We start from the raw sequence: 24,570 nt of genomic DNA on the forward strand, positions 1-24,570 counted from the left end.
TTTATTTACATAGAGGGTGGCTGAAATCACTGTGTTAGCGCTAACATAGTGTGAGTCCAGTCTCACTCGCAGATATGGCAACCTTTCAAGGAGGAAAAGATGGCATGGAATAATTGGACCCGCAAGGCCGCGGCGACCATGGGATCGCTGGCACTGGTCGGCGCATTGGCAGCGTGCAGCGGCGGTGGCGCTGGCGGCGGAGCAGGAGCCGGCGAAGGCGAGTCGACTGCACCTGAGGACATCCAGGTGGGCGTGGCAATGCCAACTGAGACTTCCGAGCGCTGGATTGCCGACGGCGAAGCCGTCAAGTCCCAGCTGGAAGCCGCTGGCTTCGAAGTCGACCTGCAGTTCGCGAATGACGACATCCCCACCCAGCAGCAGCAGATCGACCAGATGATCACCAAGGGCAGCGACATCCTGGTAGTCGCCTCCATCGACGGCACCGCGCTGTCCACCCAGCTGCAGGCCGCAGCGGACCAGAACATCCCGATCATCTCCTACGACCGCTTGATCAACGGCACCGAGAACGTCGACTTCTACGTCACCTTCGACAACTACAACGTCGGCGTCCAGCAGGCAACCTCGCTGCTGACCGGCATGGGCCTGGCCGATGAGGAAGGCAAGCGCACCAGCAAGGAGGGCAAGTTCAACGTCGAGCTCTTCGCCGGTTCGATCGACGACAACAACGCGCACTTCTTCTGGAAGGGCGCCATGGATACCCTCAAGCCCTACCTGGATGACGGCACCCTGACGGTCAAGTCCGGGCAGACCAAGATCGAGCAGGCAGCTACCCTGCGCTGGAGCCAGGAAGAAGCCCAGTCGCGCATGGAAGACCTGATCACCGCCCACTACCAGGGCGGCAAGACCAAGATCGACGGCATCCTCTCGCCATTCGACGGCATCTCCCGCGGCATCATCACCGCACTGTCCAACGCCGGCTACGGCAAGACCATCGAGGCCGGCCTGCCGATCATCTCGGGCCAGGATGCAGAAATCGCTTCGGTGAAGCTGATCGACGATGGCGTGCAGTACGCAACCATCTTCAAGGACACCCGCAAGCTGGCTACCCAGGCTGTCGAGGCAGTGAAGTCCTACGCAGGCGGCGGCGAGCCGGAAGCCAATGACACCGAAACCTACGACAACGGCAAGAAGGTTGTTCCTTCCTACCTGCTGGATTCGGACATCGTCGTCAAGGACAACATCACCTCCCTGCTGGTCGACTCCGAGTACTACACGGCCGAGGAAGTCAAGGCCGGCCAGACCAAGTAGTCTCCCAGGCCGCAATCCGGTGGGCGGGAGGGCAAGCCGCCCTCCCGCCCACCGGATGCACCGCTCACAGCACACACCAAGGACGTCTGCACTATGGACACCACGATCCTGCACATGCAGGACATCACCAAGACTTTTCCCGGAGTCAAGGCGCTGGACGGCGTCAACCTTTCGGTTAGCAAGGGCGAAATCCACGCTATCTGCGGAGAGAACGGCGCCGGAAAATCCACCCTCATGAAGGTGCTCTCCGGGGTCTACCCGCACGGCAGCTACGAGGGCCAGATCATTTTCGAAGGCGAAGAGCTCAAGGCCTCGAACATCAAGGACTCCGAAGCCCAGGGCATCGTGATCATCCACCAGGAGCTGGCGCTGGTGCCGTACCTGTCGGTGGCCGAGAACATCTTCCTCGGCAACGAAACCGCGCGCGGCGGCTTCATCGACTGGAACGAGACCAACCACCGCGCCGCGGACCTGCTGGCCCGCGTGGGCCTGGACGAACTGCCGGTCACCCCGGTAGGCCAGCTGGGCGTGGGCAAGCAGCAGCTGGTGGAAATCGCCAAGGCGCTGAGCAAGAACGTCAAGCTGCTGATCCTGGACGAACCGACCGCCGCGCTGAATGACGACGACTCCGAGCACCTGCTGAACCTGCTGCGCGGACTGCGCGAACAGGGCATCACCTCGATCATCATTTCGCACAAGCTCGGCGAGATCGAGGACATTGCCAACACCACCACGATCATCCGCGATGGCCAGTCCATCGAGGCGCTGGACATGGCCGATCCCGAGTCCAACCAGAACCGCATCATCCGCGGCATGGTGGGCCGCGAACTGTCCTCCCGCTACCCGGAACGCGTACCGCAGATCGGCGACGTGGTCTTCGAGGTCCAGGACTGGTCGGTCCAGCACCCGGTCCAGCAGGACCGCACCGTGGTGGAAGGCGCCAACCTGGAGGTCCGCGCCGGCGAAATCGTCGGCATTGCAGGACTGATGGGCGCCGGGCGCACCGAATTGGCGATGAGCATCTTCGGCCACAGCTATGGCCGGAACATCACCGGCACGGTCAAGATGGACGGCAAGCCGGTGGACACCTCCACCGTGGGCAAGGCCATCAAGGCCGGCATCGCCTACGTTTCCGAGGACCGCAAGAAGTTCGGGCTGAACCTGATCGAGGACATCCGCGTGAACACCACCGCGGCCGGCCTGGACAAGATCTCCTCCAAGGGCTTCGTGGACGGCAACAAGGAGATCCAGATTGCCGAGCACTACCGCAAGTCCATGCGCATCAAGACCCCGAACGTGATGGCGAAGGTCGGGAACCTATCGGGCGGCAACCAGCAGAAGGTCGTGCTGGGCAAATGGCTGCACACCGCACCCGAGCTGCTGATCCTCGACGAGCCCACCCGCGGCATCGACGTCGGCGCCAAATACGAGATCTACACCATCATCAACGAGCTGGCGGCTGCCGGCAAGGCCGTGCTGGTGATCTCCTCCGAACTGCCAGAGCTCTTGGGCATCTGCGACCGCATCTACACCCTGGCCTACGGCCGAATGACCGGCCAGCTGCCCAGCAGCGAAGCCACCCAGGAACGCCTCATGGAACTCATGACCATCGAGAAGGAAAGCACCCGATGACCATCACAAGCGAGCTGAAGGATATCTTCACCAAGAACCTGCGCACCTCGGGCATTTACATTGCCTTCGTGCTCATCGTGGTGCTGTTCACCATCCTGACCAACGGGCTGCTGCTCAGCCCGATCAACATCACCAACATCATCTTGCAGTACTCCTACGTGCTGATCCTCGCCCTGGGCATGATCCTGGTGATCGTCGCCGGGCACATCGACCTGTCGGTCGGCTCCCTCGTGGCGCTGACCGGTGCGGTCTCCGCGGTCATTGTCATCAAGGGGGATCTGCCCTGGTGGGTCGGCATGCTCGCCGGCATCGCCGTGGGCGCCCTGTGCGGCCTGTGGCAGGGCTTCTGGGTGGCGTACGTGGGCATTCCCGCGTTCATCGTGACCCTGGCCGGCATGCTGCTCTTCCGCGGCCTGACCTACGAAGTGCTGAGCAATGTGTCGCTCTCGCCGTTCCCCGGCGAATACGGCCAGATCGCCGGCGGTTTCCTCAACGGGCTGCTGGGCGGCAACGGATTCGACCTGTTCACCGTGATCATCGGCGTGATCGCCGTGGCCGGACTGTTCGTTTCGCAGTGGCGCAACCGCGCTGGACGCGCCAAGTACGGCCAGAGCGTTGAATCCATGGCCATGTTCCTGGCCAAGAACATCATCTCGGGCATCATCATCCTCTGGTTCTTCTGGCAGATCGCCACCAGCCGCGGCATGCCGATCGTGCTGATCATCCTGGCTGCCCTGATCCTGGGCTACCACGTGCTGACCACCAAGACCGTTTTCGGCCGCCACGTCTACGCCATCGGCGGCAACCTGTCCGCCGCGAAGCTTTCGGGCGTGAACGTGAAGAAGATCAACATGTGGATCTTCATCAACATGGGCCTGCTTTCGGGCGTGGCCGGCGTGGTCTTCTCCTCGCGTTCCAACGGCGCCCAGCCGGGTGCCGGCAACATGTTCGAGCTGGACGCCATTGCGGCCTGCTTCATCGGCGGCGCTTCGACCACCGGCGGCGTGGGCCGGGTGACCGGCGCGATCGTCGGCGGCCTGGTGATGGCGGTGCTCTCCAACGGCATGCAGCTGATGGGCGTGGGCGCCTCCACCCAGCAGATCGTCAAGGGCGTTGTGCTGCTTCTGGCAGTCGCCTTCGACATCTACAACAAGCGCCGCGCGGGCGCCGGCAACTAGCCTGCCACTGGTGCCATGGGCCCTCCCGCACGCGATTGCGGGAGGGCCCATGCGTGCCCGACGTTTTCGATGGCCCAGCAAGAAGGATGAAGACATGGACCGCCTCGCACTGCCCCTGAAGGACACCGCCAATGGAACGGTGCTGACGCTGCAAGTCCATGGCTTCACCGCGCAAGTGGCCACGGTGGGCGCCACCCTGGTTTCCCTCCAGTACGGCTCCCGCCCGCTGGTGCGCGCTTTCGACCCGCACGGGCCGCGCCCGGTTTTCGCGGGCGCCATCCTGGCCCCGTGGCCCAACCGGGTGATCGACGGGGCCTACAGCTGGGAAGGCCAAGAGCTGCAGCTGCCGATCACCGAGCCGGAGCGCGGCCATGCGCTGCACGGCCTGGTGATCGATACCGGCTTCGAGATCATCGAGCACCGTGCCGACTTCGCCCAGCTGCGCACCGTCATCGCCCCGAGCGCCGGCTATCCGTACGAGGTGCAGCTGGTGATCGGCTACCGGCTGGAGGCCGGCGGGCTGCGCACCGTCGCTGCCGCCACCAACCTCGGGACGGGCACCGCGCCCTTCGGCTGGGGTTCGCACGCCTACCTGGTCGCCCCGGGCAAGAAGGCGGATGAATGGACCTTCACCCTGCCAGCTGGCAAGGTGCAGCTGACCGAAGGCCCGCGCCTGCTGCCGCGCGACACGGTTCAGGCCGCCGGCACCGAGCTGGATTTCCGCACCCCGAAGCCCATCGGGGATCTCTTCATCGACCATGCCTACACTGGCCTGGCTGCCCGCGCGGACGGTTCTTTCCGCGCGGAGATCACCGACGCCGGGGGCGTCGGATCGCACATCACCTGGGACGAAGCCTGCCCGTGGGTCCAGATACACACCGCCGACCGCGATGATCCGGCCCTGGACCGCACCGGCCTGGCCATCGAGCCGATGACCTGCCCGCCGGGCGGCTACAACTCCGGCCAGGACGTCATCGCCCTGGCACCGGGCGCCAGCCACGAAGCCAGCTGGCTGATCGGCCCGGTCCAGCCGCGCTAGCACCCCAGGCGCCACCCACCTTTGGAACCACCACGAGTCAACTGGAGAGATTGCAATGCCGCAGGGCTCCGCAGCACATGAACCGACCCACCGGGTCCATCACCTGGCCGATGGCCGCGAGGCGATCTTCTTCGCCGACGCCAATGCCGCCGTGCCCGAACCGGTGGCCGACACCCGGCCGCTGGATCCGCGCGGGGAGCCTGGCGAACTGCGCTACGACCGGCTGACCGGGGACTGGGTGGCCGTAGCGGCCCACCGCCAGTCGCGCACCTACCTCCCGCCCAAGGAAGAATGCCCGCTGTGCCCCAGCGTCCACGGGCGGCAGAGCGAAATCCCTGCCGAGGACTTCAACGTGGTGGTTTTCGAGAACCGCTTCCCGTCCCTGGGCCCGGCACTGGGCCGGATTCCAGCGGCCGCACCGGTGCAGCAGCCGGCCCCGGCCTACGGGCGCTGCGAGGTCGTGGTGTTCACCCCCGAGCACACCGGTTCCTTCGCATCGCTGGATGATGCCCGGGCGCGCACCGTCATCGAGGCCTGGGCGCAGCGCACCGCCGCCCTGTCCGCCATGGAGGGCATTGCGCAGGTGTTCGTCTTCGAGAACCGCGGCCAGGATATCGGCGTGACCCTGCACCACCCGCATGGGCAGATCTACGCCTACCCGTACCTGGCGCCAACCGCCGCCAAGATGGCCGGCCAGGGCATCGCGCACCTGGAGAAGACCGGGCGCACCCTGATGGGCGACATCCTGGACTTCGAGCGCAAGGAGGGCACGCGCATGGTCGCCGAGGGCGAGCACTTCTCCGTGTTCGTGCCCTACGCGGCCCGCTGGCCGCTGGAAGCGCACCTGGTGCCGCACCGCCACGTGCCGGACTTCGCCGCGCTCAATGCGGACGAAAAAGCCGAGCTGGCCGTGATGTACCGGGACCTGCTGCGCGGATTCGACGCGCTGTACCCGACGCCCACCCCGTACATCGCCGCCTGGCACCAGGCTCCGCTGGAGCCCGTGGCCCGCAAGGCCTCACGGCTGCACCTGCAGCTGACCAGCCCGCGCCGGGCCGCTGACAAATTGAAGTTCCTGGCCGGATCGGAAGCTGCCATGGGCGCTTTCATCAACGACGTCCCGGCCGAGCAGACTGCTGCACGGCTGCGCGAGGTCATGCCATGAGCCGCAGCGGAACGAAGGAAACCGCGGCGCGCGTCAACGCCCTGCGCGAGAAGTTCACCAAGGCCTACGGCCACCACCCGGAAGGCATCTGGCGGGCCCCGGGACGGGTGAACCTGATCGGCGAGCACACCGACTACAACATGGGCTATGTGCTGCCCTTCGCCATCGACAAGAACGCGCTGGTGGCCGTGCGCCGCAAGTCGCAGCTGGAGCCGGGCAGCCAGGTGCTGGATTTCGCCTCCACCTACGGGGCGGGCGACGAACCGCCGGTCACCTCCATTACCCTCGATGAGCTGGTGCCCCGCGCGGTGCCCGGCTGGGCCGCCTACCCGGCCGCCGTGCTGTGGGCGCTGAGCCAGCTCGATGGCGTGCACATTGGCGGGCTGGAGCTGATGGTGGACTCCGATGTCCCGGTGGGCTCGGGCTTGTCCTCTTCGCATGCCCTGGAAGTGGCGACCATCGTGGCGCTGGACGATCTCTACGGCCTGGGCCTGTCCAAGGTGCAGATGGCCCAGCTGACCCAGCGTGCCGAGAACGAATTCGTGGGTGCTCCGACCGGGATCATGGACCAGAGCGCCTCGCTGATGTCCCATGCCCAGCATGCGCTGTTCCTGGATTGCCGATCCATGGAATCCCAATCCGTGCCGCTGCCGCTGGCGCAGCATGACGCGGTGGTCCTGGTCATGGACACCCGCGTAGAGCATTCGCACGTGGATGGCGGCTACGCCGCCCGTCGCACCAGCTGCGAGCAGGCCGCCGCGGTGCTGGAGGTAGCATCGCTGCGCGAGGTGCACAGCATCGAAGAGCTGGAGGCCATTGGGGACCCGGTAGCCAAGCGCCGCGCCAAGCACATCGTGACCGAGAACCGCCGCGTCCTGGATACTGTCCTCGCGCTGCGCGAAGGCGACCTGCCCGCGGTGGGCAAGCTGCTTTGCCAGTCGCACGAATCCATGCGCGACGACTACGAGATTTCCAGCGAGGAACTGGACGCCGCCGTGGAAGCGGCCATGGCGGCCGGGGCGATCGGAGCCCGGATGACCGGTGGCGGTTTTGGCGGCAGCGCCATTGCCTTGGTCAAGCGCGAGCAGATCGAACCGGTCTGCCAGGCCGTCCGCGAAGCCTTTGACCAGGCCGGCTATGTCGAGCCGGCCATTTTCACCGTAATTGCAGACGAAGGAGCAGGCCGGGCATGAGTTGGCTAGTGACCGGCGGAGCCGGATATATCGGATCCCACGTGGTGCGTTCGCTGTCCGCGGCAGGCCTTGAGCCGGTCGTCGTGGACTCGATGTCCAGCGGGGTGCACGGCTTCGTTCCCGAACAGGTGCCGTTCTACCAGCTGAACATCCTGCAGACCGAAAAGCTCGTGGAAATCATGAAGCGCCACGAGGTCACCGGGGTCATCCACTTGGCCGGCTACAAGTATGCCGGCGAATCGGTGAAGCACCCGCTGCTGGCCTTCGAGCAGAATGTCACCGGCACCGCGCACCTGCTCGAAGCCATGGCGTCCTCCCGCGTGCACAACATGGTCTTCTCCTCCTCGGCAGCCGTCTACGGCACCCCGGACGAAGATGTGGTGACCGAATCCACCGGCACCTTCCCCGAATCCCCGTACGGACAGAGCAAGCTCGTGGGGGAATGGCTGATCCGCGACCAGGCGGTGGCTACCGGGCTGAAGCACACCTCGCTGCGCTACTTCAACGTGGTCGGCTCGGGCAGCGAAGAACTCTACGATGCCAGCCCGCACAACCTGTTCCCGCTGGTGTTCCAGGCGCTGAATGCCGGAAAGACGCCGAAGATCTTCGGCACCGACTACGACACCGAGGACGGCACCTGCGTGCGCGACTACGTGCACGTCGCCGACCTGGCGCTGGCGCACGTGGAGGCGGCCAGGAAACTGGAAGCCGGCGAGGTATTGGAGCCGGTCTACAATTTGGGCTCCGGCGATGGCGTCTCGGTGCGCCAGATCATGGATGCGGTAGCGAAGGCCACCGGCATCGGTTTCACCGCGGTGGAAGAAGCGCGCCGCCCGGGCGACCCGGCGCGCATTGTCGCCGACGGGAAGCTGGCCGCCCGCGACCTTGATTGGCAGATGCGCCATAGCCTGCAGCAGATGGTCCACAGCGCCTGGAAGGCTTCGGCCCAGCGCGGCTGATTGCGCCAAGCTGAAGCGCAGCGGCCTGGAAAACTAGCTGGTGCGCAGCGTGGCCGCGATCTGGTCCATGGTCTGCGCAATCGCCAGCGATTCAGCCAGCGGCATGACCGGGGATTCGGCCAGGCCCAGGGCAATGCACTGGGCCACGTGGGCCGCTTCCCAGCCCAAACCGGCAGTAGGCGAGGTTTCCGTGAACTCGCGGCTGTCGGCGATCTTGCCGTCGGCACTGCGCAGCACCAGCCCGGAACCGCAGCAAATCGGGCGCTGGAGTTCCAAGGTGCCCTGCGTGCCGGCAATCCATGCGCCCTGCGGCGAATCGGTTTCGATGCTGCTGAAGACCATTGCCGTGGAACCGTCTACATTGGAAAGGACCGCGGTGAAGGTAGCGTCAACCCCGGTTTTGGCCATGCGTCCCGAAGCGTGCAGGAGCTGCTTGGCAGGGGAGACCATGGCGCTGAAGGCAATAGGGTAGACGCCGACATCCAGCAGGGCCCCGCCGCCGAGCGCCGGGTCGTAGATGCGCGAGTCGTAGTCGACCTCGAACTTGGCGCCGAAATCAGCCTGGACGGTGATGATCTGCCCCAGGATTCCGGACTTGACGACCTGTGAAACCACATTGCCGATGGGCAGGAATCGTGACCACATGGCTTCCATGGCGAAAACTCCGGCAGCCTTGGCCGCCTCGATGATCCGGGAAGTTTGCCCGGCGTCCAGGCTCATTGGCTTCTCCACCAGGACATGCTTGCCCGCGGCGATCGCCTCGAGCGCAAGTTCCGCGTGGCCGCTGTGCGGGACGGCGATGTAGACGACATCCACCCCAGGGTCCCCGAGCACCTCGGCATAGGAGCCGAAGGCCCGGGTTCCGGCGTCTCCGTAGGTGCGTGCGAACTGCTCGGAGCGGGCCAAGGTGCGCGAGCCGACTGCTGCGAGCCGGCTGGCGGTCAAGTCGTTCAGCGATGCGGCAAACTGCGAGGCGATCCACCCCGGCCCGAGGATGCCCCAATTCAGCGCAGGAGCCGAGGAGGGATGGGGCAGCGTGGATTCGGGTAAGGCTAGTGGCACTGAAGGCTCCGATGGCAGGCAAAATTCATGGTGGATCCTAATCAGACTAGTGGAAGGCGCAAGGCGGGGGAAGAGCAGTATTCCAACGACTATTCACCGATCAGCAGCATCTGGGGTTAGCGGTATGCGGCCCCAGGGCATCCTCGGTTAATCAGTGTGCATCCTCGTGACCGCCAAGGGCAGCGTCCGGGCCACGGTTGGCAGGCCGGCAGGCGGGCCGCGAGTAGTGCTGGCGATTCATCTGGCGACCGCAACACCGCTACGCTTCTGCCTCGCTTTCGCTGAATTCGCGACTAGATCCAGCGGAATATCCCTGCTATCGCGCAGCGGGCGGGCGGTAGCCTCGCGGGCTTCTCGCACTTAGCGGTGGGCCATGGCATCGAAAAGCGCACGGGCGGAAACTCGGATTGGGCGAGCACATCCCCTCAAGGGTCCTGCTGGAAGCGCGCAGTAATATCCGGGATCCCATCCTCGCCGCCGGCGCCAGCGATGGGCTGGCTGGTAAGCCTCAATTGCTGAGCCAACCGCCTGGCTACAGGTCGACCGCGTTGGCCAGCACCGGCAGCTGCTTGCGAGCGGCCTGGACCTGACTGAGATCCAGATCGACTACCAGCAGCTCGGGTTCTGCACCGGCCCGGGCAATAATGCGTCCTAGCGGATCAACCACCACCGAATGCCCGACGCCCAAAGGCGCGGTACCGGTGATCTTGCGTCCAATGCTTTCAGGATCAGCCTGGTCCACTGCCACCACGAACGTCGTCGCGTCCAAGGCGCGGGCCTGCGCAAGGGTGGTCCACTGCTCGGCCTTGCCCTCGCCCTGGCCCCACGAAGCGCTGACGATATTGACCGCTGCACCAGCCTTCGCATGGCGGGTGAACAAGCGCGGGAACCGCAAGTCGTAGCAGGTGGCCAAACCGATCGTCGTTCCCTCATGCTCGAACTGCACCGGAGAAGTTCCGGGCGTCACCGAATCCGACTCGGCATAGCCGAAGGCATCGTAGAGGTGGATCTTGTCATAGTGGGTATCTACGCCTTCACCGGCGACCAGCAAGGTGTTGCGTACCCGGCCGCCTTCACCGGGGGTGAACATGCCCACGGCAATGGTGATGCCTATATCCCGCGCCTGCTGGCGGATCAGTGTAGCCCAGGGCCCATCCAGCGGTTGCGCGTACTTGGCGAGATCGTGGCCGAAGGAAACCTGCATGGCCTCGGGGAAGACCACCAGCGAGGCGCCTGCTTCCTTTGCCCGGCGCGCATGATCGCGCACTGTTACCAGATTGCGCTGCGGATCAGCGGTGCTCAGAACCTGCGCCAAAGCGATTCTCATGGGATAGTCCTTTCCTGCTGCCAGCTGCTGGCTATGCGCTACCTTCACGACTCTACGCAGTAGCGATCAGCGAAGCTACATCCGGGCCATCTGCACCTCTTCACGGCCCTTGGACACCGACATCACGTCCTTTTGGCGCTCACCGTCCACCTGGGCAGCCAAGGCATCCAGCTGCGACATTGATTCCAGGGATAAGCGGACATCCAGCGCCCCCAGATTATCCTCGAAGTGCGCGCTGAAGCGGGTCCCCGGAATCGGGGAGACGGCCACATTGAATGCGCGTGCTTTTTCATAAACCCACGCCAGTGACACCTGGGCGGTTGAAACACCTTCGCGCTGGGCCACCTCCGCGATGACTTGCCGCAATGGATGGTTGTGCTGCATGCGGGCCGCTTCAAAGCGCGGGAAGTTATGGCGGATGTCGTTGGCTTCAAGCTGCTGCAGGGAATCAACTTCTCCGGTGAAGTACCCGCGACCCAGCGACGCGTAGGTCACCAGGCCCACGCCGAGTTCACTGGCGGCTGGCAAGAGCCATCTTTCGATGTCCCGGCTGAAAATCGAGTACTCCATCTGGATCGCGGAAATTGGATGCACCTTGTGGGCTCGGCGCAGCTCCTCGGAAGTCACTTCGGACAAGCCGATGTGCCGGGCCTTCCCTGCTTCGACTAGCTCCTTGTAGGCTCCGACAGTCTCCTCGATTGGCACCCGGGAATCCACCCGGTGGTAGTAGTACAGGTCAACGTGGTCTACGCCCAGCCGCTGCAGGCTCGCATCCATGCATTTCTTGATGAAGTCCGGGTCGCCATTAGCGCGTGGGTCTCCCGGATTCTTCGGACGCACGATGCCCGCCTTGGTTGCCAGGGTGACTTCGCCGCGACGGGTTTTGAGCACCTGCGAGAGCAGGGTTTCGTTGTGCCCTTCGCCGTAGATGTTGGCGGTATCCAGGAACGTGACTCCGCGATCAAGAACATGGTTCAAGGTGCGCAGGGATTCGGCATCGTCGGCCGATCCGTAGGGCCCGCTCAGGGACATGCAACCAAAACCCTGCGAGGTGGCTTCCAACCCCTGGCCGAGGTCGATGCTGTTTGCGATCTGCTGTGCCATGGTGGTCCTTCGAGTAGTCAGTTTCTCTCTTCTTGAGCCTAGCGAAGCAGGATTCAGCGGTCATCATGTTCCGTGATTTATTGAGTTCCGTGAACTGCGGCCGAAACGACACACCGTAGCTAAAGTGGCAATGACCAGCATAAAGAGACTGTGTCTCACTTCTGCCCTTGAATCTCAGAGTAAAATTCTTGCCATGGGAAGCGTGGTTCGCGATCGAGTGCGCGAAAAGATGAAAGTCGAGTTGGCGGAACAGGTTTATGCCGTGTTCGCCGAACGCGGCATGGAGAACGTCACCGCCCAGCAGGCAGCCCAGGCAATCGGAATATCCCGTGCCACGTTCTTCCGGTACTTCTCGTCAAAAGAGGACGCGGTAGTTACTGCGTTGCGTTCCATGACCGCGCACTTCTCCGACATGGCCAGCTCCATGTCTTCGCATCCGGGCGAGAGCTTGTTGGAGCTTTTGCGCCGCAGCTTTGAATCGGCAGTAGTATTCGCTGAGCAGGATCCGGTGGCGATGCAGGGCCGCATTGAGCTGGTCAGGAGCACCCCTGCGCTCCGGGCCAGCTGGCAGGAATCCCGGCGAGAGCAGCAGGTAGCGCTGGCCCAGGCGCTGTCGCCGTTCTGCGCGAACCAGCGGCTGGCTGAAACCGCCGCGTTGCTGGGTCTGGCCCTTTACGACCATGCACTGACCCGTTGGGTTGGGACGGCGGGCAGTACACTTCGCGAGATCCTCGATGAAGCCTTCGACTTCGCGGCCATGATCGATGACAACTGGGCGGAGAAGCGCTAGCAACCGCTACAGGCTACGGCAAGCGAAGCACCTTGATCGCCTCGGCCAAGTACGGTTCCGGGCTGGGGTCAGCAGATTGCGCCCAGCTGATCCATGCTGCAAAAGTCACCGTGCCGAAGGCCAGCGCCAGATAGGGCGCCGTCTGCGCGCTGACCCCGCCTTCCGAGAAATGCCGCAGCACCCGCTCGTTGTCCTTGCCCATCCGCATCGAGGCCTGGGCCAGGAGCTCGGGCTGGTCAGCGATAAGCCGCAGGCGTCCTCGCGTGACCTCCGGATCCGGCAGCGAATCGAAAGCTGCCACCGCAGCAGCGTGCATGGCACCCACCAGGTCGTGGCCCTCCTGCTTCGCCGAGGCGAAGGCGCCGTCTGAAATGGCCGAAGCTTCCAGCAGGCCGCCCCACACCAAATCCGCCTTGGAAGCGAAATAGCGGTAGAGGCTCTTGCGTCCGATTCCCGCTTCTTCGGCAATTTGCGCCATCGAGACTTCGCCATAGCCATGCTTGGCGAAGAGCGCCAGGGCGGTGCGGGCCACGGAGTCGGGATCAATGGACTGCGGGCGCCCAGGCAGGTGCGTGGCAACGGAATCTCGGGTGTCAGGCATATCCCAATTATGGCCCATTGAGTTAAGACACAGTGTGTCATAACATGAAACTACCAATTCATCGGCAACCAGAAGGAACGGTTATGGGCATGGAAAACGCATGGCAGGAAAAGGTCACCGCAGAACGTTTTGCCGGCAAGACAGTGGTGGTCACTGGCGCCGGTTCGGGCATCGGCAAGGCCACCGCGCTGCGCGTGGCCAAGGAAGGCGGCAAGGTGATCGCCGCGGACATCAGCCGCGAACGGCTCGATGAGCTTGTTGCCGAGAACCCGGATCTGGACGTTGCCGTTGTGGCCGGCGACATCACCGACCAAGCGGTAGTGGACCAGGTAGTGGCAGCTGGCGAGGGGCGGATCGATGCGCTGGCCAACGTCGCCGGCATTATGGACAAGTTCGAGCCGATCCACGAGATCGAGGACTCGACCTGGGAACGGGTCATGAATGTGAACGTCAATTCCGTTCTGAAGCTGACCCGTTCGGTGGTCCCGCTGATGCTCGAGGCCGGCCAGGGCAACGTGGTCAATGTGGCTTCGGAAGCTGGCCTGCGCGGCTCGGCCGCCGGCGTCGCATACACGGCCTCGAAGCACGCGGTCATCGGCATGACCAAGAACTCGGCTGTCATGTACGGCAAGAAGGGGCTGCGTTTCAACGCAGTGGCTCCGGGTGCGGTGCAGACCAATATCGAGGCTCCAATGGCCTCCGAATTTGCCCAGCAGGTAATCCCTCCGCTGATGGGCATCATTCCGGGCATGGCTACCGCAAGCCAGCTCGCCGCCTCGATCACCTTCCTGCTCAGCGAGGACAGCACCAACATCAACGGCGTGGTCCTGGCTTCAGATACCGGCTGGAGCGCCATCTAGCAAGGCCTGCCTGGAGACGAGTTTCCCTGCCAGCAGGTGGAACGGCCATCGGCCGGGGTGCACTGGAAAGCTCCAGTGCACCCCGGCCGATTAGCTCTCAAGGTCCCCGCAGTTTTCCGTGCGGCAACCGCCTGACTCAGCTGCGCGCTTCTGCGCGTTCCTCATCGGGGTAGCTTTTTTGCGTGGCCGCAGCTGCTTCGGCTTCGGTTGCCGGGCTCATATCGAACTTGAGCAGGGCCTCCGGGGTGGGGCCACCGCCGAACTTCGGTGAAGGCTGGCCGCCGTTGGCTACGCGTTCGGCCTCCATGGCTTCCCATTCCTCATCGCGTCCGAGCATGCGGGCCGAGTCCTCATTGGTGATTTCCCCGGCGAAGGCGCGCTTCATTGCCTCGCGGTCGAACTGCCCTTCCCATTTGGCGACCACGAAGGTGGCCACGCAGTTGCCCAGCAGGTTCACGGCAACGCGCATCGAATCCATGATGCGGTCCGCGCCCAGCAACAGGGCCACGCCGGCCACCGGGAAGATGCCCAGGGCGGCTGCCGTCGCCGATAGGGCCAAGAACGAGGATCCAGGGACGCCGGCCATGCCCTTGGAAGTCAGCAGCAGGATGCCCAGGGCGGCAAGCTGCTGGCCAAAGCTGAGATTGTGGCCGAACGCCTGGGCCAGGAACAGCAGCGAGATGGACAAGTAGATGGCCGCACCGTCGAGGTTGAAGGAATATCCGGTCGGGACCACCAAGCCGGTGGTGGCGCGGGAGCATCCGGCGTTGGTCAGCTTGGTCATGATGCGAGGCATCACCGACTCGGTTGATGCGGTGCCCAGGGCCAGCAGGAATTCCTCGCGGGTGTACTTGATGAATTGCCACAGCGGAACCCGCGCAAATCCCCAGGCGATCAGGAAGAGGATGCCGATGAACAGCAGGGCCGCGGCGTAGCAGGCGAGAATTAATTTCGCATAGGTGCCCAGTGTCTCGATGCCGTATTGGCCGATGATGAAGCCCATGGCGCCGAAGGCACCCAGGGGTGCGACCCGCATGACCCAGCTCATGACCTTGAAGATCAGCTCCAGGACGTTCTCGAACACCGCGAGCAGTGGTGCGCAGCGTTCCTGGCCGACCACCACGATGGCTGCGCCGAAGAAGACCGAGAAGAACAACACCTGCAGCAAGTTATTATCCGCGAAGGCGCCGATGACGCTGACCGGGATGATTCCCAGGATGAAGTCGGCGGCCCCCTTGGCCTCTCCGGATTTCTCTTCGATGGCCCCGGCGTCGAGGGATGACGGGTCGATGTTCAACCCGGCGCCTGGCTGGAAGAGGTTGGCAATGATCAGGCCGAAGACCAGGGCGAAGAGTGTGGCGCAGGTGAAGTAGACCAATGCCTTGACGCCAACGCGTCCCACTGCCTTGACATCGCCCACCGCCGCAATGCCGGTGACAATCACCAGGAAGATCAGCGGGGCGATGATCATCTTGATCAGCATGATGAATCCGTCGCCCAGCGGGCGCAACTCGGATCCGACCTTCGGCAGGAAGTGGCCGATCAAGACGCCGGCGACGATTGCGACGCCAAGCTGGAAGAACAGGGAAGTGTAGAAAGGTTTCTTGGGGGTTGGCTCAGCGACCCGGAAGTCGTCTGCGGATTTGATTTTCATGGCTGCTCCTGAGGATGGACTCGCTCCGAGGTATGTGCCCGTGGCTTGGATGGTGTCAACTGTAAGGCACGTCACAATATTCCGCAATGAAAAAAGATAATTTCGTTATGCGGAATGGATTCCTTCTGGATTATGGAATTAATCCGTGTTTGATAGGCATTTATCTGGCTCCGAGTACCGCTGTGCCGATGGCGGCAGCGTTGGGCGTGTCACGCGCCATCGGGGGCTCGTGCTGTGCCGCGCGGGGCCGGCGAGGAATGAACCCGGGGGTACCGCTGTTCTTGATGCAGGGATCCCGGTTATTGCGCGTCGGGCAATCGGGCTGTGTCGCCCGGGCTGGCCGCCGTAAGCTGACCCTACCTGGAAGTCGCGGATGGCTTACTGGGATCATGGACAAAGGTGGAACCCACCGATTACTTCCAGCAGGATTGAGAGCACTCACTTATGAGCATGGAAAGCGCCGCCTGGCATTCGCTATGGAAGCTGTCAGGAGACAAGGGCAAGGCCTACGCTCCAACCACGCCTAAGCGAGTGCTGAAGTTCGCAGCCAGCTACAAGTCCCGGCTGCTGGTCTTCGTCGTCTTCTCCATCTTCGCCGCAGTCCTGGCCGTGATCACCCCGGTGCTCGCTGGACGGGTGGTCGACGAAGTCGTCGCGCAATCCGGGGTGCGGACGATCATCAACTTGGCTCTGGTCATGGCGGGGATCGCGATCCTGGATGCGGTGGTGTCCGTAGTGGTCCGCTGGTTCTCCTCGCGCTTGGGCGAGGGCATCATCTATGACCTGCGCACCGCAGTCTTCGACCATGTGCAGAAGATGCCGGTGGCATTCTTCTCGCGCACCAGGACCGGTGCGCTGGTCAGCCGCTTGAACAACGATGTCATCGGCGCGCAATCCGCCTTCGCCGGAACCCTTTCCGGGCTGGTCTCCAATACCGTGGCGCTGGTGCTCACCGCTGCGGTCATGTTCACCACCTCGTGGCAGGTCACGCTGATCGCTCTGGTGCTGCTGCCGATTTTCCTCTTGCCCGCCCGCCATTTCGGCAGGTCCGTGGCCCTGCTGCGCCGTGAATCCGCGGACCTGAACGCGACCATGGGCAACCAGATGACCGAGCGCTTCTCCGCCCCCGGCGCCACCTTGATCAAGCTTTTCGGCCGTCCCAAGGACGAGTCCGAGCAGTTCGCGCTGCGTGCCGGCAAGGTGCGGGATATCGGCGTCAAGATGGCCATGCGCCAGTTCTACTTCGTCGCCGCACTGACCCTGGTTGCGGCCCTGGCACTCGCCCTGGTCTACGGTCTGGGCGGCATGTACGCGGTACGTGGCGATCTGGCCGCCGGCGACGTGGTGGTCCTGGGCATGCTGCTCACCCGCCTCTACACGCCGCTGACCGCACTGGCCAACGCGCGCGTGGAAATCACCAGCGCGCTGGTCAGCTTCGACCGGGTCTTCGAGGTGCTGGACTTGGAGCCGCTGATTGCCGATGCCCCGAACGCCCGCCGCCTCGAGGCCGGGGCGGTGCCGGTGAGATTCAACCACGTGAGCTTCTCCTACCCGAGCGCCGACAAGGTCTCGCTGGCTTCGCTGGAAGAAGTCGCCATCCTGGACACCCGCGGCGGCGAAGAGGTCCTGCACGATATCGACTTCGAGATCCCCGCGGGCCAAACCTACGCGCTGGTCGGCTCCTCGGGTGCGGGCAAGTCCACCATCGCCTCGCTGCTGGCGCGCCTGTACGACGTGGATTCGGGCAGTGTTGAACTGGCCGGCGAGGATATCCGCCAGCTTGAGCTCGATTCGCTGCGTTCGACGGTGTCCATGGTGACCCAGGACGGGCACCTCTTCCACGAGAGCATCCGCTCCAACCTGACGCTGGCCCGGCCCGAAGCGACCGAAGAGCAGATCTGGGAGGCGCTGGAGCGTGCCCGGCTGAAGCCGGTGATCGCTTCCTTGCCCGATGGCCTGGATACCGTGGTGGGCGAGCGGGGCTACCGGCTTTCCGGTGGCGAACGCCAGCGCATGACCATTGCCCGTCTGCTGCTGGCAGCACCCCAGGTAGTCATCCTGGATGAGGCGACGGCGGCCCTGGACTCGTCGAATGAAGCGGCGGTGCAAGCGGCGCTGGGCGAGGCGCTGGCAGACCGCACGGCGCTGATCATTGCCCACCGCCTGTCGACCATCCGCTCGGCGGACCAGATCCTGGTCGTGGAGGGCGGGCGCATCGTCGAGCGCGGAACCCACAGCGAGCTGCTGGCCTTTGGCGGACGCTATAGCGAGCTGCACGAAACCCAGTTCGCGCAGTAGCACGCCTGTTCGCCGGCTCCATAGGTGTTCCGGCACCAGCGCGAACTGAGATGCCCGCCTGGGCGGTCGATGCCATCGACTGCCCAGGCGGGCATCTTTGCTTGCGTGCCGGAATCGCCAAGCGCGGCTAGTCCGCCGCGGCCACCAGCTGGCGTCCCAGCTCGCGGGCCGCCTCCTGCAATACCGGCACCGCGCTGTCGATGAAGGCCTCGTCAACGCGGGTCACCGGCCCGGAAACCGAGATGGCCATCGGCGTTGGCGCGCCCGGTACTGGCACGGCGATGCAGCGAACCCCTAGTTCCTGCTCTTCCTCGTCGATGGCGTAGCCGCGTTCGCGGGTGGCCTCGACATCGGTGAACAGCTTGCCCAGGGTGGTGATGGTGTTCGCGGTCTTCGGGGGCATGCCCGCCTGCGAGACCAAACGCTGCACGCGCTCGTCATCCAGCACCGAGAGCACGGCCTTGCCGACCCCGGAATTGTGCAGCATGGCGCGGCGTCCGACTTCGGTGATCATGCGCATCGAGTGGGCTGACTGCACCTGGGCGATGTAGGTGACCATGTCTCCGTCGAGCACCGCGATATTCGCCGATTCGCCCAGCTTCGCGACCAGATCCTTCAGCGCAGGGGAGGCCAAGGCGCCCAGCTGGCGGTTGGCTACCTCGCCCAGCCGGATCAGCCGCGGGCCCAGTGAATAGCGGCGGTTGGGCAGCTGGCGCACGTAGCCCACTCCGACCAGGGTGCGCAGCAGGCGGTGGATGGTCGGCAATGGCAGGGGAGTATCGGCGGCAAGCTCGCTGAGCGCGGCTTCTCCGCCGGCACGGGCGATGACTTCCAGGAGCTCGAAAGCACGTTCGACGGACTGGACGCCGCCGGTGGTGGACTTGCTGGAAGTCTGCGTCATCTTTGCTCCTAATAAAGGCACTGGTTTCGGAAGAGGGCTACGCATTACTTCTACGATGCGAAATCCTAGTCCCAAGAATAGCGCAGAATCAGGCTTTTCTTCCACGATCCGATATTAACTCGGCAAAAAATCGTGCCGGGCGCCACAAAACACTCTTGCATTTTCATTTTGAGGATAATAGTATCCACTATACGGAAACTTTTACAGGAGGATCAGATGGCAGCACCAAGCCCGGGATATTCACTCACGCTTCGCGTCCAGACACCTGCGTCGATTACCGCTACCAGCGAGCTGGCCGGCGCGGTCGGTTCGGCCGGCGCGCACATCACCGCCCTGGATGTCACCGAGTCCAACCACACCCACATGGTGGTGGACGTTTCCTGCAACACCACCGACGTGGCCCACGGCGAGACCGTGCGCGCGGCGCTGGATAACCTCGATGGCGTAAGCGTGCGCAACGTCTCGGACCGCACCTTCCTGATGCACCTTGGCGGCAAGCTCTCGGTGACCCCCAAGGTCGCCCTGCGCAACCGCGATGACCTCTCCCGCGCCTACACCCCGGGTGTCGCCCGCGTCTGCATGGCCATCGCCGAGAACCCTGCCGATGCGCGCAACCTGACGGTCAAGCGCAACACCATCGCCGTGGTCACCGACGGCTCGGCCGTGCTGGGGCTGGGCAATATCGGCCCGGCCGCAGCCCTGCCGGTCATGGAAGGCAAGGCGGCGCTGTTCAAGCAGTTCGCCGATGTCGATGCCTGGCCGGTCTGCCTGGACACCCAGGACACCGAGGAGATCATCATGATCGTCAAGGCGCTGGCACCGGTCTACGGCGGGGTGAACCTCGAAGACATCGCCGCCCCGCGCTGCTTCGAAATCGAGGCCCGGCTGCGCGAAGAACTGGACATCCCGGTCTTCCACGACGACCAGCACGGCACCGCAATTGTCACCCTGGCCGCGCTGCTCAACGCGGTGAAGGTCGTGGACAAGAAGATCGAGGACCTGCGCATCGTGGTCTCCGGGGTCGGCGCGGCCGGCAACGCGATCATCCAGCTGCTCATGGCCCGCGGCGCGCAGAACATCATCGCCTGCGGACGCAGTGGCGCGATCACCCGCAACGAAGCCTACGCCGATGCGCACCGCACCTGGCTGGCGGAAAACACCAATCCGCAGAACTTCACCGGCACCCTGAAGGAAGCCATCGCCGGCGCGGATGTCTTCATCGGCGTCTCGGCCCCGAACGTGCTGGACGAAGCCGATATCGCAGCCATGAACGAGCGCGCCATCGTCTTCGCCATGGCCAACCCGGATCCCGAGGTGGACCCGGAACTGGCCGGCCGCCACGCGGCGGTGGTCGCCACCGGGCGCAGCGACTTCCCCAACCAGATCAACAACGTCCTGGCATTCCCAGGTTTCTTCCGCGGGCTGCTGGATGCAGGCGTCACCGAGATCACCGACGCCATGCTCCTGGCCGCCGCGGACGCCATTGCCGCGCGGGTCAGCGAATCAGAGCTGAACCCCGGATTCATCATCCCGTCGGTATTCGACCCACAGGTCGCCTCCGATGTGGCCATGGCAGTGCAGGACGCAGCCGCCGCCAAGTAGGCGCTGCGCAGCAAGACCTTAGGGTGCATGTCAACGCACCCTTCATTGGAACAGAGCACAAGAAGTTAAGGAACAACCCATGAGTATTGAAATCACCAGCATCCCCGACGTCGCCGATGCCCAGCAGATCCTCTCGGGCGAAGCGCTGGCCTTCATCGAGAAGCTGCACCAGAAGTTCGCTGGCACCCGCGATCAGCTGCTGGCCGCACGCGGCGTGCGCCGCCAGCAGTTCTCCGATGCCAAGTCCATCGACTTCGATCCGCAGACCGAATCCGTGCGCACCGGCGACTGGAAGGTCGCCGAAGCCCCAGAGGCGCTGCGCGACCGCCGCGTGGAGATCACCGGCCCGGCCTCCCCGGCCAAGATGGCCATCAACGCGCTGAACTCCGGCGCCAAGGTCTGGCTGGCCGACCTGGAAGATGCTTCCACTCCGAGCTGGTTCAATGTCATCGATGCGATCTCCAATCTCTCGGCCGCCGCCCGGGGCACCTTGGCCTTCACCGATGCGAAAACCGGCAAGTCCTACGCACTGCGCACCGACGCCCCGCGCGCGGTCGTGGTGGTCCGCCCCCGCGGCTGGCACCTGCCGGAGAACAATGTGCTCATCGACGGCAAGCCGGCGGTCGGTGCACTGGTCGACTTCGGCCTGCACTTCTTCCACAATGCCAAGGTGCTCGCCGAATCGGGACAGGGCCCGTTCTACTACCTGCCGAAGATGGAGCACTACCTGGAATCGCGCCTGTGGAACGAGGTCTTCACCTTCGCCCAGGCCGAGCTGGGCATCGCCCACGGAACCGTGCGCGCCACCATGCTCATCGAGACCATCCCGGCCGCCTTTCAGATGGAGGAATTCCTCTACGAGCTGCGCGAGCACGCCTCTGGCCTGAACGCGGGCCGCTGGGACTACCTGTTCTCCATCATCAAGACCTTCCGCGAAGCCGGCGAAGCGTTCATCATGCCCGACCGCTCGGCCGTGTCGATGACCGCGCCGATGATGCGCGCCTACACCGAGCTGCTGGTCAAGACCTGCCACAAGCGCGGGGCTTTCGCCATGGGCGGCATGGCGGCGTTCATCCCGAACCGCCGCGAACCAGAAGTTACCGCCGCCGCCTTCGACAAGGTCCGCGAGGACAAGTCCCGTGAGGCCAACGACGGATTCGACGGCTCCTGGGTCGCCCACCCTGACCTGGTTGAGCTGTGCAAGGAGATTTTCGACGCGAAGCTCGGTGAGAAGCCGAACCAGATCGACCGCCAGCGCCCGGAGGTCGAGGTCACCGCGGCCCAGCTGCTGGACGTGGCCAGCGCTCCTGGCGATGTCACCGAGGCCGGCGTGCGCGCCAACCTCTACGTGGCCGTGAACTACGTGGCCGTGTGGCTCTCGGGCAACGGCGCGGTCGCCATCCACAACCTGATGGAAGACGCCGCCACCGCGGAGATCTCGCGCTCGCAGATCTGGCAGCAGATCCGCAACCAGGTGGTCGCCGCCGACACCGGCAACACCATCACCGCCGAACTGGTTGCTGGCATTCTCGCCGAAGAGGTTGAACGCCTGCGCGCGGAGGTCGACAATGAAGAGCACTTCAACGCCTACTACCAGCCGGCAGCGGAACTGATCGCGAAACTGACCAGCGGCAAGGACGAGGATTTCGCGGACTTCCTCACCACCCCAGCCTACGAACTCTTGGAAAAGGAATACGTGACCAAGCCATGAGCAACACCTTCGATGAGTCCACGCTTGCCAGCGTAGAAGCAAAGCTGGCCGCCACCGACCGGCTGCTGGAAACCTCCTACCCGGGGGATACCGGAGCCCGCCAGCCGATCCATACCGTGTACGTCCCCGGGGACAAGTACACCGTGGACCTCCCAGAACGTTGGGGCCACAACGCAGTAGCCACTGCCGGAGGACTGATTGGCCTATCCGCCTTGGCGGCCAAGCTCAAGCTGGCCGAACCAGAGCGCTTGGCGGAACTGGTTGGCGCGAAGCTGGCAAGCGAACCCATCGAAGATCTGCGCCTCGATTTCGAGGACGGCTACGGCAACCGCACGGATGCCGAGGAGGACGCCGCAGTGCTTGCCGCGGCCGACTCGGTATCCGCCGCGGTGGCCGCCGGCAAAGCCCCGGCCTGCATCGGCATCCGCTTCAAATGCTTCGAAGCACCCACCCGGGCCCGCGGGATCCGCACCCTGGACCTGTTCATCACCCGGCTTCTGGCCAACGGTCCGCTGCCCGAGGGCCTGCGCCTGACCCTGCCCAAGGTGACCACCGTGGCCCAGGTCGAGTCCATGGTCTACCTGGCCGAGAAGCTGGAAGAAGCCCACGGGCTGGAAGCCGGACGCATCCGCTTCGAAGTGCAGGTGGAAACCCCGCAGGTCATCCTGGCCGCCAACGGAACCCATCCGGTGGCTCAGCTGATCGCCTCGGGCAAGGGTCGGGTATCCTCGCTGCACTACGGAACCTACGACTACTCCGCGTCGCTGGGCGTGGCCGCCGGATACCAGTCCATGGAGCACCCGGTAGCGGACTTCGCCAAGGACGTCATGCAGGTGGCCGTAGCCGGCACCGGGGTGGAACTGTCCGACGGCTCCACCAACATCATCCCGGCCGGCGACCCGGAGAACATTGCGGCCGCCTGGGAACTGCACGCCCGCCTGGTCTCCCGCCACCTGTCCCGCGGCATCTACCAGGGCTGGGACATGCACGAGAATCAGCTGGTCACCCGTTACCTGGCCACCTTCGCCTTCTTCCGCGAAGGCCTGCAGGCAGCCGGAACCCGGTTGCGCAACTACGTCCACCAGATCAACTCGGCCATCATGGACGAGCCGGCCACCGCACGGGCCCTGGCCCGCTACATCCACCGCGGGGTGGCCTGCGGTGCGGTCAGCGCCGACGAGGTCACCGAACTAGCCCAGATCACCCTGCCCGAACTCGAGGCGATCGCCTTGAACCGCTCCCACGCCTAAGGACAACACCATGACTGTTCCAGCCATCCAGAACTCCTCGTCGTACTACTCGGACTTCGGCGGCCACCCGCCGCAGAGCGATCTGCTCACCGACCGGGCCATCGTCACCGAGGCCTATACCGTGATCCCCAAGGGCGTGCTGCGCGACATCGTCACCAGCGTCTTCCCCGAGTGGACCAACACCCGTGCCTGGGTGCTCAACCGCCCGGTCGCCGGCGGGGCCACCACCTTCTCCCAAGCCATCGTGGAAGTTGCCCCGGGCGGCGGCGCCACCAAGCCGGAGCCGCAGGCCCAGGTGCAGGGATTCATCTTCGTGCTCACCGGGCAGCTGACCCTTCTCATCGAGGGCACCGAACATGTGCTGGTGGACGGCGGCTTCGCCTACCTGCCAGCCGGCGCTACGTGGTCCGCCCGCAATGACGGCACCGAGACCACCAGCTTCCACTGGCTGCGCAAGCGCTACGAAGTGCTTGAAGGCGTCGCCGCACCGGCTCCCGTGGTGGGCAATGAGCGCGACATCGAACCTGGCCCGATGCCGGGCACCGATGGCAAGTGGCGCACCACCCGCATGCTCGATCCCAACGACGTGGCCTTCGACTTCGGCGTGAATATCGTGACCTTCGAACCGGGCGCATCCATCCCGTTCGCCGAAACCCACGTCATGGAGCATGGCCTGTACGTGCTTGAAGGCAAGGGCGTGTACCGGATGAATGGCGACTGGGTCGAGGTCGAAGCCGGGGACTACATGTCACTGCGCGCCTTCTGCCCGCAGGCTTGCTACGCCGGCGGCCCGGAGAACTTCCGGTACCTGCTCTACAAGGACCAGAACCGCCAGATCGCGTTGTAAGCGTTCATTTCCAGAGACTGCCGGGGCCGCACCCCGCGCTGACCCGCCGGCCATCGGCGCACCGTGTCCATTTCATGTTCCAGTGATGTTTCTTTTGCTCGGACATGGTGGGCTGACGGCAGGGTCGC

General features: G+C 64.4%; 20 protein-coding genes. 14 read left to right on the forward strand and 6 right to left on the reverse strand.

What is annotated here, in order from left to right; translation table 11 throughout:
- Positions 1-99: 99 nt before the first annotated feature.
- The 7 genes from chvE to galE all read left to right on the forward strand — a co-directional run bounded on the left by chvE (position 100) and on the right by galE (position 8,435).
- On the forward strand, positions 100-1,269 hold the full coding sequence (gene chvE / locus ACIOJF_RS07360) for a multiple monosaccharide ABC transporter substrate-binding protein (RefSeq protein ID WP_105656525.1): 1,170 nt from the start codon (positions 100-102) through the stop codon (positions 1,267-1,269).
- A 93-nt stretch (positions 1,270-1,362) separates the two neighbouring features.
- Positions 1,363-2,901 carry a multiple monosaccharide ABC transporter ATP-binding protein gene (mmsA, locus tag ACIOJF_RS07365; protein WP_105656524.1) on the forward strand — a complete coding sequence of 513 codons (1,539 nt, stop codon included), beginning with the start codon at positions 1,363-1,365 and terminating at the stop codon, positions 2,899-2,901.
- Complete coding sequence (mmsB, locus tag ACIOJF_RS07370) at positions 2,898-4,079, forward strand: multiple monosaccharide ABC transporter permease (protein ID WP_105656523.1); 1,182 nt, start codon at positions 2,898-2,900, stop codon at positions 4,077-4,079. The genes mmsA and mmsB overlap by 4 nt, the downstream gene beginning before the upstream one ends.
- A gap of 94 nt (positions 4,080-4,173) precedes the next feature.
- Positions 4,174-5,118 carry an aldose 1-epimerase family protein gene (locus ACIOJF_RS07375; RefSeq protein ID WP_105656522.1) on the forward strand — a complete coding sequence of 315 codons (945 nt, stop codon included), beginning with the start codon at positions 4,174-4,176 and terminating at the stop codon, positions 5,116-5,118.
- Positions 5,119-5,173: 55 nt separating this feature from the next.
- Positions 5,174-6,283 carry a galactose-1-phosphate uridylyltransferase gene (gene galT, locus ACIOJF_RS07380; RefSeq protein WP_105656521.1) on the forward strand — a complete coding sequence of 370 codons (1,110 nt, stop codon included), beginning with the start codon at positions 5,174-5,176 and terminating at the stop codon, positions 6,281-6,283.
- Positions 6,280-7,476, forward strand: a complete 1,197-nt coding sequence (gene galK / locus ACIOJF_RS07385) for a galactokinase (protein WP_105656520.1) — start codon at positions 6,280-6,282, stop codon at positions 7,474-7,476. The genes galT and galK overlap by 4 nt, the downstream gene beginning before the upstream one ends.
- On the forward strand, positions 7,473-8,435 hold the full coding sequence (gene galE, locus ACIOJF_RS07390; protein WP_105656519.1) for a UDP-glucose 4-epimerase GalE: 963 nt from the start codon (positions 7,473-7,475) through the stop codon (positions 8,433-8,435). The genes galK and galE overlap by 4 nt, the downstream gene beginning before the upstream one ends.
- A gap of 33 nt (positions 8,436-8,468) precedes the next feature.
- On the opposite strand, the gene ACIOJF_RS07395 is transcribed toward galE, so the two are convergent.
- From ACIOJF_RS07395 to ACIOJF_RS07405, 3 genes are all read right to left on the reverse strand, one after another.
- The gene (locus ACIOJF_RS07395) at positions 8,469-9,497 is read right to left on the reverse strand and encodes a Gfo/Idh/MocA family protein (protein ID WP_181148785.1); all 1,029 of its coding nucleotides are present in this window, start codon (positions 9,495-9,497) and stop codon (positions 8,469-8,471) included.
- Between the two features lie 532 nt (positions 9,498-10,029).
- A complete protein-coding gene (locus ACIOJF_RS07400) occupies positions 10,030-10,824 on the reverse strand; it encodes a carbon-nitrogen hydrolase family protein (RefSeq protein ID WP_105656517.1) in 795 nt (264 codons plus the stop codon).
- A 75-nt stretch (positions 10,825-10,899) separates the two neighbouring features.
- The gene (locus ACIOJF_RS07405) at positions 10,900-11,928 is read right to left on the reverse strand and encodes an aldo/keto reductase (protein WP_105656516.1); all 1,029 of its coding nucleotides are present in this window, start codon (positions 11,926-11,928) and stop codon (positions 10,900-10,902) included.
- 193 nt (positions 11,929-12,121) lie between these two features.
- Between ACIOJF_RS07405 and ACIOJF_RS07410 the strand changes: the two genes are divergently transcribed.
- Positions 12,122-12,718 (forward strand): TetR family transcriptional regulator, encoded by a 597-nt coding sequence (locus ACIOJF_RS07410; protein ID WP_181148784.1) that lies wholly within the window; start codon positions 12,122-12,124, stop codon positions 12,716-12,718.
- Between the two features lie 13 nt (positions 12,719-12,731).
- Here ACIOJF_RS07410 and ACIOJF_RS07415 read toward each other — a convergent pair whose 3' ends face one another.
- Positions 12,732-13,319: a TetR family transcriptional regulator gene (locus ACIOJF_RS07415; RefSeq protein ID WP_105656514.1), complete on the reverse strand. Its 588-nt coding sequence runs from the start codon at positions 13,317-13,319 to the stop codon at positions 12,732-12,734.
- A gap of 89 nt (positions 13,320-13,408) precedes the next feature.
- Here ACIOJF_RS07415 and ACIOJF_RS07420 point away from each other — a divergent pair, with 89 nt between their 5' ends.
- On the forward strand, positions 13,409-14,179 hold the full coding sequence (locus ACIOJF_RS07420; RefSeq protein ID WP_353615983.1) for an SDR family NAD(P)-dependent oxidoreductase: 771 nt from the start codon (positions 13,409-13,411) through the stop codon (positions 14,177-14,179).
- A gap of 136 nt (positions 14,180-14,315) precedes the next feature.
- Here the strand turns inward: ACIOJF_RS07420 and ACIOJF_RS07425 are convergent, their stop codons facing one another.
- Positions 14,316-15,833 (reverse strand): cation:dicarboxylate symporter family transporter, encoded by a 1,518-nt coding sequence (locus ACIOJF_RS07425; protein ID WP_105656512.1) that lies wholly within the window; start codon positions 15,831-15,833, stop codon positions 14,316-14,318.
- 444 nt (positions 15,834-16,277) lie between these two features.
- Here ACIOJF_RS07425 and ACIOJF_RS07430 point away from each other — a divergent pair, with 444 nt between their 5' ends.
- On the forward strand, positions 16,278-18,131 hold the full coding sequence (locus ACIOJF_RS07430; RefSeq protein ID WP_105656511.1) for an ABC transporter ATP-binding protein: 1,854 nt from the start codon (positions 16,278-16,280) through the stop codon (positions 18,129-18,131).
- A 127-nt stretch (positions 18,132-18,258) separates the two neighbouring features.
- Here the strand turns inward: ACIOJF_RS07430 and ACIOJF_RS07435 are convergent, their stop codons facing one another.
- On the reverse strand, positions 18,259-19,032 hold the full coding sequence (locus ACIOJF_RS07435) for an IclR family transcriptional regulator (RefSeq protein ID WP_105656510.1): 774 nt from the start codon (positions 19,030-19,032) through the stop codon (positions 18,259-18,261).
- A gap of 216 nt (positions 19,033-19,248) precedes the next feature.
- On the opposite strand from ACIOJF_RS07435, the gene ACIOJF_RS07440 reads away from it, so the two are divergent.
- The 4 genes from ACIOJF_RS07440 to ACIOJF_RS07455 all read left to right on the forward strand — a co-directional run bounded on the left by ACIOJF_RS07440 (position 19,249) and on the right by ACIOJF_RS07455 (position 24,442).
- Positions 19,249-20,634: an NAD-dependent malic enzyme gene (locus tag ACIOJF_RS07440; protein ID WP_105656509.1), complete on the forward strand. Its 1,386-nt coding sequence runs from the start codon at positions 19,249-19,251 to the stop codon at positions 20,632-20,634.
- A gap of 79 nt (positions 20,635-20,713) precedes the next feature.
- Positions 20,714-22,345, forward strand: coding sequence for a malate synthase A (gene aceB / locus ACIOJF_RS07445; RefSeq protein ID WP_105656508.1), 1,632 nt, complete (start codon positions 20,714-20,716; stop codon positions 22,343-22,345).
- Positions 22,342-23,595 (forward strand): DUF6986 family protein, encoded by a 1,254-nt coding sequence (locus ACIOJF_RS07450; protein WP_105656507.1) that lies wholly within the window; start codon positions 22,342-22,344, stop codon positions 23,593-23,595. The genes aceB and ACIOJF_RS07450 overlap by 4 nt, the downstream gene beginning before the upstream one ends.
- 10 nt (positions 23,596-23,605) lie before the next feature.
- The gene (locus ACIOJF_RS07455; RefSeq protein ID WP_105656506.1) at positions 23,606-24,442 is read left to right on the forward strand and encodes a bifunctional allantoicase/(S)-ureidoglycine aminohydrolase; all 837 of its coding nucleotides are present in this window, start codon (positions 23,606-23,608) and stop codon (positions 24,440-24,442) included.
- Positions 24,443-24,570: the final 128 nt, after the last annotated feature.

Source organism: Glutamicibacter sp. NPDC087831, from assembly GCF_044742845.1.
Lineage (GTDB): Bacteria > Actinomycetota > Actinomycetes > Actinomycetales > Micrococcaceae > Glutamicibacter.